This is a genomic window from Hydrogenophaga sp., from assembly GCF_051007235.1.
GTDB lineage: Bacteria > Pseudomonadota > Gammaproteobacteria > Burkholderiales > Burkholderiaceae_C > Hydrogenophaga.
In genome coordinates this window covers 1-11,546 of the sequence record NZ_JBPCSJ010000284.1, presented here as the reverse complement: position 1 = coordinate 11,546, position 11,546 = coordinate 1, and the positions used below count along the sequence as shown (strand labels likewise).

Below are 11,546 nucleotides of genomic sequence, written 5' to 3'. Positions count from 1 at the left end.
GTCCAGGCTGACCACGCCCTGGCCCGCGGAGTCGTCTTGCCCTGTGGCGTAGCGTTCCGTGCTGATGAGCAGAGCGTCGGGCTTCAGGCCGGTCTCGGCCAGCAGCACCGCCAGCTTTTTGCCCACCATGTTGGCGATGCGTTTGCCGGTGCCGATATCGGACAGCAGTTCGCTGCGCGATTTGTTGCCGGTGAAACGCAGCAACTTGTCCCAGGTGGCTTTGAACTCACCACTTTCGTCCGGCAGGGCGGGAATGCCCTCCGAGCGCAGCGCCTGTACGAGCATGCGTTCGCCCAGTTCGTGGGACTTCTCGTGGGCCAGCGTCTTGAGGTGGTGCCGGATCTTCGACCGCGCCCGACCGGTCTTGACGAACGTCAGCCAGGCGGGGTTGGGCTCGGCGTGGTCGCCGGTGATGATTTCCACGATGTCGCCGTTGTTCAGCTCGGTGCGCAAGGGGCGCTGCTCGCCGTTGATGCGCGCATCGACCGCCCGGTTGCCCACGCCGCTGTGGATGGCGTAGGCGAAGTCCATCACCGTGGCACCGCGCGGCAACGCCAGGATCTTGCTCTTGGGCGTGAACACATAGACCGCGTCGGGAAACAGGTCGATCTTGATGTGGTCCCAGAACTCGCTGGCGTCGTGCGTTTCCTGCTGGATGTCCAGCAGCGACTGCAGCCACTGTGTGCCCAGGCGTTGCGAGGTATCGCTGTTGGGTTCGTTGGCCTTGTAGAGCCAGTGGGCTGCCACACCCGACTCGGCCACCACGTCCATGGCATGGGTGCGCAACTGGAACTCGATGTTGGTGCCGAACGGGCCGATCAGTGTGGTGTGCAGCGACTGGTAGCCGTTGACCTTGGGAATGGCCACGTAGTCACGGAACTTGCCAGGGACCGGCTTGTACAGCTGGTGCAGCACACCCATGCCGGTGTAGCAATCGGTCAGCTCGGGCACGATGATGCGAAAGCCGTAGATGTCGGTCACCTGAGAGAACGACAGGTGCTTGTTGTCCATCTTGCGGTAGACAGAATAGAGCGTCTTCTCACGCCCCATGATGCGAACCCCCATGCCCTGGCCGGCGAACGCAGCCTCCACCTCGTGCTGCACGCGCGAGATCAGGTCTTTGCGGCGGCTGCGCGACTTGTTCAGGGCCTTGGACAGCACCTGGTAGCGCCACGGGTGCAGGAAGTGGAACGACAGGTCCTGCAGTTCACGGTAGGTGAAGTTCAGACCCAGCCGGTGGGCGATGGGCGCGTAAATCTCTAGTGTTTCGCTGCTGATGCGCTGCCACTTGTTGCGGGGCATGTCGCCCATGGTGCGCATGTTGTGGGTGCGGTCGGCCAGCTTGATCAGGATAACCCGCACATCCTTGGCCATGGCCAGCAGCATCTTGCGAAAGCTCTCGGCCTGGTTTTGCTCGCGGGTGTCGAACTCCAGCTTTTCGAGTTTGGTCAGCCCATCCACCAGCTCGGCCACCGGTGCGCCAAAGCGCTGGACCAGGTCCTGTTTGGTGATGCCGCAGTCTTCGATCACGTCGTGCATCAGCGCGGCCATGAGGGCCTGGGCGTCGAGCTTCCACTCGGCGCATTGCGCGGCCACGGCGATCGGGTGGGTGATGTACGGGTCCCCGTTCTTGCGCATCTGGCCCAGGTGCGCTTCGTCGGCCAATCGGTAAGCCTGGCGGATCTGTTCGATGTCGCTGGCCTGCAGGTAGTCCAGCTTGCTCAGCAGGGCGGCGAAACTGGCCGCGGCCGCACTGGCCGATGCCGCCGGTAAGGCGGGCACAGCGGTCTTGGCTTGGCGTGCTGCGGATTCCGCGAGGGTGCTCATACCCGTACTTTAGCTTGAGACGACCGCGAGTGCCGCTGCGCAGACACGGCGGGTGCGCAGGCGAAAAAAAACACCGCCGAAGCGGTGTTGTTTCGGGTGGCGCTGGGCTCGAAGCTCAGACCGGTACCTTCTTGAGCATCTCCAGGCCAACCTTGCCTTCGGCGATTTCGCGCAGGGCGGTCACGCCGGGCTTGTTCTTGCTCTCGATCTTGGGTGCGTGGCCCTGGCTGAGCATACGCGCACGGTACGTGGCGGCCAGCACCAGTTGGAAACGGTTGGGGATCTTTTCCAGGCAGTCTTCGACGGTGATGCGGGCCATGGCAGTGCTCTCGGTGAATCAGTGGATGTGGAGGGCGCCGAAGGTGTCGGCGCGGGCGATGCGCTGGGCGGCAAACCGGAGCCGCTGGGCATGAACGATGGCCTTGAGGTCAAACAAGGCGCGTTCGAATAACTCATTAATTATAACGAAATCGAATTCCCGGGCGTGCTCCATCTCCTGGGCGGCGTTCTTCAGGCGCAGTTCGATGGTGTCGGCACTGTCCTCGTTGCGGCGCTCCAGGCGCGAGCGCAGTTCTTCCCAGCTCGGCGGCAGGATGAAGATCAGCACCGCATTGGGAAAGATGCGCTTGACCTGGATCGCACCCTGGAAGTCGATCTCCAGCACCACGTCCGAGCCCTGGGCCATGCGTTGTTCGATGGCGGCTTTGGACGTGCCATAGCGGTTGCCGTGCACGTTCGCCCATTCCAGGAAGGCGTCTTGCGCCACCATCTGGTCGAAGGTTTCCTTGCTCACGAAATAGTATTCGCGGCCGTGCACCTCCTGGCCGCGCGGCGCGCGGGTGGTGTGCGAGACCGAAGGCGACACGCGCTGGTCAAGCTCCATCAAGGCCTTGACCAGGCTGGACTTGCCCGCCCCGCTGGGGGCGGCAACGACAAAAAGGTTTCCGGGGTATTCCATACGGTCATTCCAAATTCTGGACCTGCTCGCGCATCTGCTCGATCAGCACTTTCATGTCCACCGAGATGCGCGTGAGCTCCAGGCTGGACGACTTGGAACCCAGCGTGTTGGCTTCGCGGTGCAGCTCCTGGATCAAGAAGTCCAGGCGCTTGCCGGTCTCGCCGCCTTTTTTCAGCAGGCGTTCGATCTCGGTCAGGTGAGAGTCCAGTCGCGTGAGTTCTTCGGCCACGTCGATGCGGATGGCGAAGGCGGTGGCCTCGGTCAGGGCCCGGTCGTTGGCGGCTTCGGGGCTCACGGTGGCGCCGCCAGCGCCCAGGGCTTCACTCCAGCGGTCCAGGAAGCGTTGGCGCTGCTGTGCCACCAACTGGGGTATCAGCGGTTGCGCATCGGCCGCCAGCTGACGCAGTTGCTGCAACCTGTCCAGCAGCATCGTGGCCAGGCGCTTGCCTTCGCGCTGGCGGGCGTCCACCAAACCCTCCAGAGCGGTCTGGGCCAGGGCGATCAGCTGTTCGTGCAGGCCGCCGGGCAGGCTCTGCTGCCGCGCGGTCAGGTGCAACACCTCGGCCACGCTCAACGGCGCGGCCTTGGGGCACCAGGCCTGGATGTTGTCCTGCAAGCCCACCAGCTTTTGAAGGTCGGCGGTGCTGGGGGTGCGCAGGCCGCCGTCACCACGGCCTTCGATCCAGGCGCGCACCTCCACCTTGCCGCGTTTGAGGCGGGTGCCCAGCAGTTCGCGCAGGGCGGGCTCGGTGCCACGCAGGTCGTCCTGCAGCTTGAACGCGAGGTCGAGAAATCGGCTGTTGACCGAGCGGATCTCCAGGCCCAGAGCGGGTTGCGCCGCTTCGGAACTGCCTGGGGAAGGGCTGCCACTTTGGGCTGTGGCGTAGCCGGTCATGCTGTAAACTGCCATCGGACTGGTGACCCATCTGGTTGAGTGGTCCAAAACGAGGCGTTCCGGAAGCCATTCGAATTATGTCAAAGGTCAAACCCGCTCCACTGCCGCCAGACACCGTGATCGGCGGCTACCGCATCGTCAGGAAGCTGGCCGCGGGGGGGTTCGGGGTGGTGTACCTGGCGGTGGACACCGAAGGTCAGCAGGTGGCGGTCAAGGAATACCTGCCCTCGTCCCTGGCCACCCGCGCGCCTGGCGAACTGCTGCCACAGGTGCAGCCCGAAAAGCTGTCGCTGTACCGGCTGGGCCTCAAGAGCTTCTTTGAAGAAGGTCGTGCGCTGGCCCAGATTTCGCATGCCTCGGTGGTGAGCGTGCTCAACTTCTTTCGCGAGAACGAAACCGTCTACATGGTCATGAACTACCTGGAGGGCGCGTCCCTGCAGGAATTCATCATCACCGCTCGCGAGCTGAAAAAGCAGAAGGTGTTCCGCGAGTCCACCATCCGCTCGCTGTTCGACGAGATCCTGCGCGGCCTGCGCATCGTGCACCAGCACAAGATGCTGCACCTGGACATCAAGCCGGCCAACGTGTTCGTGACCGACGACAACCGGGCGGTGCTGATCGACTTTGGCGCCGCGCGCGAGGTGCTGAGCAAGGAAGGCAATTTCATCCGCCCGATGTACACGCCCGGCTTCGCCGCGCCCGAAATGTACCGCCGCGATTCCAGCATGGGGCCGTGGACCGACATCTACGCCATCGGCGCCTGCATCTACGCCAGCATGCAAGGCTATCCGCCCAACGATGCGCCGCAGCGCCTGGAAAAGGACCGTCTGTCGCTGGCCTTGTCCCGCCTGCGCGGCGTGTACTCCGACAACCTCATTGAGGTGGTCGAATGGTGCATGTCGCTCGATCCACTCTCGCGTCCGCAATCGGTGTTCGCACTGCAAAAAGAACTCAGCCGCGAGACCGAGCGCAGCTACACCAAGCTGACCGTGGCCGAAAAAATGCGCCTGCAGTTCGACAACATCGTGTCCGACAACAAGAAGTCGCCGCGCAAGTCGACCGTTGCCGGGACCAAGTTCAAATGAAGTTTTCGGTCTACCAGATCAGCCGGCAGGGCGGTCGGGAGCGCAACGAAGACCGGATGGGTTACGCCTACACGCGCGAGTCAGGCCTGTTTGTGCTGGCCGACGGCATGGGCGGTCATCCCGAAGGCGCCATGGCCGCGCAACTGGCGCTGCAGACGTTTTCGGCCTACTTCCAGAAAGCCGCCAACCCCACGGTGCGCGAGGTGCCGGAGTTTCTGTCCAGCGCGCTGATGGCTGCGCACCACCAGATCATCCGGTACGCAGCCGAAAAAGGCATGCTGGACACCCCCCGCACCACGCTGGTGGCGGCGGTGATGGAACGCAACAACGTCCACTGGGTGCACTGCGGTGATTCGCGCTTGTACATCGTGCGCAACGGCGAACTGCTCACGCGCACACGCGACCATTCCTACATGGAACAGCAGGCGCACCTGGGCCGCAACACGCAGCACATCAACCGCAACATCCTGTTCACCTGCCTGGGCTCACCAGCCAAGCCGGTGTTCGACCTGTCCGGACCGGTGCAACTCCAGCAAGGCGACCGGGTGCTGCTGTGTTCCGATGGTCTGTGGGGCACGGTCAAGGATTTCGAGATCACCGACGAGCTGTCCAAGCGTCCGCTGGAGCAGGCCGTGCCCGAGCTGGTGGAAATGGCGCTCAAGCGCGGAGGACCGCGCTGCGACAACGTGACCGTGCTGGCCATGGAATGGGAAACACCCGACGAATTCCAGACCACGCGCGTGTCCACCGAAGACATCGAGGACGGCGTTTTTGCCTCCACCATCCAGTCGGGTGTGGCCGATCCCACGATTGAGGACATGGACGACGAGGCGATCGAACGCTCCATCGCCGAGATCAACGAAGCGATCCGCCGCACGGCCGAAAAGAACGCGTAACCCTCCTGCGTCGCTTCGCGTTTTCCCCCAGGGGGACCACACTCTTGGCCCGGCACAGCCGGCTCCAAGTGTGTGCTGGACCTCGAAGCGGCGTGCCTTTTCCCTCTGAGAGAACCCAATATGACCCTTTCCTCACGTCCCGGCCAGCGGGCCCACGATGCCCTGCGCCCGGTGCGCATCACCCGCGCTTACACCATGCACGCCGAAGGCTCGGTGCTGATCGAGTTCGGCCACACCAAGGTGCTGTGCACCGCGTCGGTGGAAGAGAAGGTGCCGCCGCACAAAAAGGGCAGCGGCGAAGGCTGGGTGACGGCCGAGTACGGCATGCTGCCGCGCGCCACCCACACCCGCAGCAGCCGCGAGGCCGCCAAGGGCAAACAGAGCGGTCGCACGCAGGAAATCCAGCGCCTGATCGGCCGTTCGCTGCGCGCGGTGTTCGACCTCAAGGCCCTGGGCGAGCGAACGATTTCGCTGGACTGTGACGTGCTGCAGGCCGACGGTGGCACGCGCACCGCCAGCATCACGGGCGCCTTCGTCGCGGCCCAGGATGCGGTCAACAAGCTGATTGCCGAAGGCAAGCTGAGCGCATCGCCGATCAAGGACCATGTGGCCGCGATTTCGGTCGGCATCCTGGACAGCCAGCCCTTGCTGGACCTGGAGTATGTCGAAGACTCGACCTGTGACACCGACATGAACGTGGTGATGACCGGCGCCGGCCACTACGTGGAGGTGCAGGGCACGGCAGAAGGCGTGGCCTTCACACGCAAGGAAATGGACGCGCTGCTGGCGTTGGCCGAGAAAGGTATCGGCGAGCTGATCGTGGCTCAGAAGCAATCGCTTGGGTCATGAAGCCCCCACGCTTGTCACTACGTGTGCTCGCTGCCCCCCGAGGGGGTTCGGTCTTGCTTGGGGCGGCCCGGCGCTGCGACCGTACATGAAGCTGGTCCTCGCCTCCAACAACAAGGGCAAGCTGGGCGAGCTGCAGGCGCTGTTCGCGCCCCTGGGCGTGGAACTGGTGCGCCAGGCCGACCTGGGCATTCCCGAAGCACCCGAGCCGCACCGCACCTTCATCGAGAACGCGCTGGCCAAGGCGCGGCACGCGTCGCAGGTCAGCGGCCTGCCGGCGCTGGCCGACGACGCCGGCCTGTGTGTCGAGGCCTTTGGCGGCCTGCCGGGCGTGGACACGGCGTTCTACGCCACGCAATTCGGCTACGAGAAGGGCGACGACAACAATGTGCGCGCGCTGCTGGAACAGATGCAGGGCATCACCGACCGCCGCGCGGCGCTGGTGAGCACGCTGGTGGCGCTGCGCAGCGCCGACGACCCGGAGCCGCTGGTGGCCACGGGCCGCGCGGCGGGTCTGATCACGCAGGAGCGCATCGGCGACCAGGGCTTCGGCTTCGACCCGGTGCTGCTGCTGCTGCCGTTTGGCAAAACCTTCGCGCAGCTGCCGGCCGAGGTGAAGAACGCGAACAGCCACCGCGGTAAGGCCGCTCAGCAGATGCTGACGCTGATGCGCGAGCGCTGGTTCGCCAAACCATGAGCGAAACCCCGCACTGGAGCGACATCCGCCACTGGATGCGCCCGGGCACCCTGCAGCTGCAGGGCCTGCCCCCGCTGTCGCTTTACATCCACCTGCCCTGGTGTCTGAAGAAGTGCCCCTACTGCGACTTCAACTCGCACGAGTGGAGCGCGACCTCGGCGCCGGGCCAGCCGCTGCCGGAGCAGGCTTACCTGGACGCTCTGCGCGCCGACCTGCAGGCCGCGCTGCCCTTGATCTGGGGCCGCCAGGTGCACACCGTGTTCATCGGTGGCGGCACGCCCAGCCTGTTCTCGCCTGAGGCTATCGACCGGCTGCTGGGCGATGTCCGCGCGCTGGTCAAGCTGGATGCGGACGCCGAGATCACATTGGAGGCCAATCCGGGCACCTTCGAGAAGGACCGGTTCCGGGCCTTCCGTCAGGCCGGCGTGACGCGCCTGTCCATCGGCGTGCAGAGCTTCCACGACGCGCACCTCAAGGCCCTGGGCCGTGTGCACGACAGCGCCCAGGCCCTGGCCGCGGTGGAGGAGGCGGCGCAGGCCTTTGACACCTTCAACCTGGACATCATGTACGCGCTGCCCGGGCAGACGCTGGCGCAGTGCGAGACCGACATCCGCACCGCGCTGGGCTTCAACCCGCCGCACATCTCGATCTACCACCTGACCATCGAACCCAACACGGTGTTCGCCAAGTTCCCTCCGGTGGTGCCCGAGGACGACGACGCCTACGCGATGCTCGACCGCATCACCGAGCTGACCGGTAGGGCCGGGCTGGAGCGCTACGAGGTGTCGGCCTACGCGCGGCGCGGCCACCGCAGCCGCCACAACCAGAACTACTGGCAGTTCGGCGACTACCTGGGCATCGGCGCCGGCGCGCACAGCAAGCTGAGCTTTGCGCACCGCGTGGTGCGCCAGGTGCGCGCGCGCGAACCGCGGCTGTACATGGACAAGGCGCTGGCCGGCGACGCGGTGGTGAACGTGGAAGAGGTGGCGCGGCGCGACCTGCCGTTTGAGTACATGCTCAACGCGCTGCGCCTGCGCGAGGGCTTCAGCCTGACCGATTTCAGTGCCCGCACCGGGTTGCCGCTGTCGTCCATCGACACCGCTTTGCGCGAAGCACTGCAGAAGGCATGGCTGTCGCAGGACGGCGCCTGGTTGCGGCCGACCGAGCGCGGTTTTGACTTCCTCAGCGACCTGCAGTCGCTGTTCCTGGCCGACTGATCCGCCGCTTCCGCTCTTCAGGCGGTGGTGTCTGCGGTGGCGGCCGGCTCGGTCAGGTCCGCCAGCGGTAGCCACAGGCAGGCCACCGTGCCCACGCCCGGCTCGCTGCTCAGTTCCACCGTGCCGCCGTGGATCTCGGCGATCTCTTTCACGAGGTTCAGCCCCAGCCCGGTTCCGGGGATGTTGCCGGAGGCGTCGGCGCGGTAGAAACGCTCGAAAGCCCGTGCCAGCTGGGCCGGGGTCATGCCCATGCCGTGGTCGTGCACGCTCACGACCGCAAAGGGCGCGCCATCGCGTTCGGCCTGTTGCACCGTCAGGCGCACCTCGCCACCGTTGGGTGAGTACTTGAAGGCGTTGCTCAGCAGGTTGGTCAGGGCCTGCTCGATCTTGGTCGCGTCGGCCTTCACCTGCAGCGGGGCCAACGTGTCCATGGTCACCTGGCGCCCCAGTTCCTTGTGGGTGATGCCGTTGACGGACGACCGCACGATGTCGGCCAGCGCCGTGGGCACGATGTGGAAGTCCTTGCCCTGACGGGCCTCGATGCGTGAGAGGTCCAGCAGCTCCTGGATCAGGTTTTGCAGCAACAAGCCCTGGCGGTGCACGGTCTGCAGCAGATCGTTGCGCTTTTCCTCGCTGTACTTGCGGTGCAGCATGAGTTCGGTGAAGCCCAGGATGCTGGCCAGCGGTGTGCGCAGCTCGTGTGCCGCGGTGGCCAGGAACTCGCTCTTCATGCGGTCCACCTCGAACTGGTGGGTGATGTCGCGGAAGTAGACGAAGGTCTCCCGGCTGCCGTTGACCTGGCGGCGGATGTCCCGCTCCAGCACGCGGCGCGCCGGCCGCGCCAGCACCAGCGTGTGCTTGACGCTGTCGCTCGGTGCCTGGGCGATCGGCATGTACTGCTCGGGGTCTTCGCACAGCCCGCGCATCCACTCGTCGAACTTGGCCATGGGCATCCACGCCGGCAGCGGGCCGACCATCTGGCGCAGCGACGGGTTGCTGGTGATGAGCTCGCCCCTGGCGTCGAACACGGTGAACCCGTCGGGGCTGAGGTCGAAGGTCGCGTTCAGCCGCGCCGTGCGCTCGATCAGCCGCTCCTTGACCTCCACCTGCGAGGAAACGTCCTCGATGACGTTGATGTAGTGCGAAATCTGTCCGCTCGCGTCGAGCACCGGCGAGACCGACAGTTTGTTGTGGAACACCCCGCCGTCTTTGCGGTAGTTCTGCAAGGTGAGTTTGATCTCGCCGCCGTTCTGCACCGTCCGGGCCAGCAGCGCCAGGTCCTCGGCGTCGGTCTGTTCGCCTTCCAGCAGGCTGGCATCGCGCCCCAGCACCTCGTGCGCGGCGTAGCCGGTGATGCGGGTGAAGGCCGGGTTGACGTGCACGATGGGCTGCGGGTAGCGCCGCGCGTTGCTCACCGATATGCCGTTGGGGATGCAGTCGAGCACACGGCCGTAGAGCGTGAGGTACTCCTCGGCCAGCTTCATGTCGGTCAGGTCTCGCACGATGCAGGTGTAGCGCAGGTCGGCGTCGTCCACGATCTCGCCCATCAGCACCTCCACCGGGAAACGGGTGTCGCCGTGGCGGTTGGCGTCCATTTCCACCCGGCCCACCCGGCTCTGGGTGCTGTGGATCAACATGCCGTCGACCATGGTCTGGCGCAGTTGCGCCGCGTCCATGCCGGGCAGCAGGTCGCTCAGCCAGCGGCCGATGAGCGCCTGCAGGTCGAGGCCGAACATGCGCTCGGCCGCCGGATTGGCGCTGACGACGCGGCCCTCCTCATCGACGCCGATGATGGCGTCGGCCGCGGTCTGCAGGATGGCCTGCAGGCGCGAGAGCTTCTGCTGCGTCTCGGCCATGCGTTGCGCCAGTTCCTGCGATGACCGGTTGATGGCGCGGCCCAGCTCACGGACCTCCTGGCTGCCCCAGCGCAGCATCAGGGTGGAGCCCGGGGCGTCGGCCAGAGCGTTGGCGTGTTGGGACAGGGCGCGGATCGGCCGCACCGTGCGCCGCAGGAACAGGGCGAACGCACCCAGGGCCAGCAGCACCAGCAGCAGCGACAGTGCCGATGTGATCAGCCAGTTGTGGCGGGCGGTGGCGATGCGCGCCGCCGAACTGAAGTCCACCCGGACCCAGCCCTCCCGTGCGAACTGCGCGAGCTCGACCGGGCGACCGTCGGTGCTCCGGTTGGCCGCCAGCAGGCTGGCAAACGCCGTGATGTGCTCCCCGTCGACCAGCAGGCTCTGCGGAGGCGGCGTTTGCGGGCCTGTGTGCCGGGGGCGGACCGACACCACGCGATCGGGTGCTGTGCGGTGCAGCTGCAGCACGGGCATGCCACCGGGGGCAAACACCTCGATGGCCTGCACGCCCGGCAACGCCACCACCTCTTGCAGCGCGCCGTCCAACGAGGCGAAGTCGCGCTCTTGCAGCGGCTGGCTGCTGGCGTGGGCCGCCAGGATCGCCAGTGCCGACGCCCATTCGTGGCTCTCCTGTGCGGTTTGCTGCAGCTGCCGTGACAGCGACAGGGGCACCACGATCAGCAAGCCGACCAGGCTCAGCCCGGCGGCGGTCAGCAGCAGCTGGGTGCGCAGCGAGCGCATCGCCAGCCACTGCCAGAAGTTTCGTGGGAGCGCGTCCACTGGAGGTTGGCGCAAGGGGTGGGCGTTCAGGCCGTGCGACCGAGCATGTTGTCCATCAGGTCGAGCAGCTTGAGCGGGCTGAACGCCTTGGTCAGGTACGCGTCGGCGCCGGCCTTGCGGCCTTGCTCCTCGTCTTCTTTCTGGGCGCGCGCCGTCAGCAGGATCACCTTGGTCTGGCCCTTGAGCAGCGGGTCGCTTTTGACCTTGGCGCAGACCTGGTAGCCGTCGAGTTCGCCCGGCATCATCACGTCCAGCAGCATCAGATCGGGTTTGAAGTCCTGCGCCATGCGCCAGCCATCGCCGCCGTTGTCGGCTTCCTGGATCTCCACGTCGTCCAGGTGCTGCAGCGTCAGGCGGATGAGCTTGCGGATGTCGGGCTGGTCGTCAACGATGAGGATGCGTGCGGTCATGGGGTGCTCCGTTGTCGGGTTCTGGCCATCAGTTTGGAGAGGACTTCGGCGTAGATCTGGGCCTGAAGCATGTCCAGGT

At 65.6% G+C, this 11,546-nt stretch carries 11 protein-coding genes; 5 read left to right on the top strand and 6 right to left on the bottom strand.

The genetic code is table 11. From position 1 onward, the window contains the following. From ACR2JA_RS10105 to ACR2JA_RS10090, 4 genes are all read right to left on the bottom strand, one after another. Positions 1-1,827 (bottom strand): RelA/SpoT family protein (locus ACR2JA_RS10105; RefSeq protein ID WP_434008957.1); only part of this gene is annotated, 1,827 nt, incomplete at its 3' end. A 115-nt stretch (positions 1,828-1,942) separates the two neighbouring features. After that, positions 1,943-2,146: a DNA-directed RNA polymerase subunit omega gene (gene rpoZ / locus ACR2JA_RS10100; RefSeq protein ID WP_086119124.1), complete on the bottom strand. Its 204-nt coding sequence runs from the start codon at positions 2,144-2,146 to the stop codon at positions 1,943-1,945. Positions 2,147-2,164: 18 nt separating this feature from the next. Then, positions 2,165-2,785, bottom strand: a complete 621-nt coding sequence (gmk, locus tag ACR2JA_RS10095) for a guanylate kinase (RefSeq protein ID WP_434008956.1) — start codon at positions 2,783-2,785, stop codon at positions 2,165-2,167. A 4-nt stretch (positions 2,786-2,789) separates the two neighbouring features. Further along, positions 2,790-3,695 carry a YicC/YloC family endoribonuclease gene (locus ACR2JA_RS10090; RefSeq protein WP_434008955.1) on the bottom strand — a complete coding sequence of 302 codons (906 nt, stop codon included), beginning with the start codon at positions 3,693-3,695 and terminating at the stop codon, positions 2,790-2,792. Between the two features lie 62 nt (positions 3,696-3,757). On the opposite strand from ACR2JA_RS10090, the gene ACR2JA_RS10085 reads away from it, so the two are divergent. From ACR2JA_RS10085 to hemW, 5 genes are all read left to right on the top strand, one after another. Then, positions 3,758-4,765, top strand: a complete 1,008-nt coding sequence (locus tag ACR2JA_RS10085; protein WP_434008954.1) for a serine/threonine protein kinase — start codon at positions 3,758-3,760, stop codon at positions 4,763-4,765. Further along, entirely contained in the window at positions 4,762-5,661 is a 900-nt protein-coding gene (locus tag ACR2JA_RS10080; RefSeq protein WP_434008953.1) for a PP2C family protein-serine/threonine phosphatase, read from the top strand. The genes ACR2JA_RS10085 and ACR2JA_RS10080 overlap by 4 nt, the downstream gene beginning before the upstream one ends. A 120-nt stretch (positions 5,662-5,781) precedes the next feature. Further along, positions 5,782-6,510 (top strand): ribonuclease PH, encoded by a 729-nt coding sequence (gene rph / locus ACR2JA_RS10075; RefSeq protein ID WP_434008952.1) that lies wholly within the window; start codon positions 5,782-5,784, stop codon positions 6,508-6,510. An 85-nt stretch (positions 6,511-6,595) separates the two neighbouring features. Beyond that, positions 6,596-7,204 carry an RdgB/HAM1 family non-canonical purine NTP pyrophosphatase gene (gene rdgB, locus ACR2JA_RS10070; RefSeq protein ID WP_434008951.1) on the top strand — a complete coding sequence of 203 codons (609 nt, stop codon included), beginning with the start codon at positions 6,596-6,598 and terminating at the stop codon, positions 7,202-7,204. Continuing rightward, complete coding sequence (hemW, locus tag ACR2JA_RS10065) at positions 7,201-8,421, top strand: radical SAM family heme chaperone HemW (protein ID WP_434008950.1); 1,221 nt, start codon at positions 7,201-7,203, stop codon at positions 8,419-8,421. The genes rdgB and hemW overlap by 4 nt, the downstream gene beginning before the upstream one ends. Positions 8,422-8,438: 17 nt before the next feature. Here hemW and ACR2JA_RS10060 read toward each other — a convergent pair whose 3' ends face one another. Then, positions 8,439-11,072 carry a PAS domain S-box protein gene (locus tag ACR2JA_RS10060; protein ID WP_434008949.1) on the bottom strand — a complete coding sequence of 878 codons (2,634 nt, stop codon included), beginning with the start codon at positions 11,070-11,072 and terminating at the stop codon, positions 8,439-8,441. A gap of 11 nt (positions 11,073-11,083) precedes the next feature. Next, positions 11,084-11,467 carry a response regulator transcription factor gene (locus ACR2JA_RS10055; RefSeq protein ID WP_434008948.1) on the bottom strand — a complete coding sequence of 128 codons (384 nt, stop codon included), beginning with the start codon at positions 11,465-11,467 and terminating at the stop codon, positions 11,084-11,086. Between the last annotated feature and the right edge of the window lie 79 nt (positions 11,468-11,546).

Bases quoted from the DNA above. Each gene is read 5' to 3' on its own strand.
- ACR2JA_RS10080 (WP_434008953.1), top strand. From the start codon at position 4,762: ATGAAGTTTTCGGTCTACCAGATCAGCCGGCAGGGCGGTCGGGAGCGC.
- ACR2JA_RS10055 (WP_434008948.1), bottom strand. From the start codon at position 11,467: ATGACCGCACGCATCCTCATCGTTGACGACCAGCCCGACATCCGCAAG.
- hemW (WP_434008950.1), top strand. From the start codon at position 7,201: ATGAGCGAAACCCCGCACTGGAGCGACATCCGCCACTGGATGCGCCCG.
- ACR2JA_RS10090 (WP_434008955.1), bottom strand. From the start codon at position 3,695: ATGGCAGTTTACAGCATGACCGGCTACGCCACAGCCCAAAGTGGCAGC.
- rpoZ (WP_086119124.1), bottom strand. From the start codon at position 2,146: ATGGCCCGCATCACCGTCGAAGACTGCCTGGAAAAGATCCCCAACCGT.
- gmk (WP_434008956.1), bottom strand. From the start codon at position 2,785: ATGGAATACCCCGGAAACCTTTTTGTCGTTGCCGCCCCCAGCGGGGCG.
- ACR2JA_RS10085 (WP_434008954.1), top strand. From the start codon at position 3,758: ATGTCAAAGGTCAAACCCGCTCCACTGCCGCCAGACACCGTGATCGGC.
- rph (WP_434008952.1), top strand. From the start codon at position 5,782: ATGACCCTTTCCTCACGTCCCGGCCAGCGGGCCCACGATGCCCTGCGC.
- rdgB (WP_434008951.1), top strand. From the start codon at position 6,596: ATGAAGCTGGTCCTCGCCTCCAACAACAAGGGCAAGCTGGGCGAGCTG.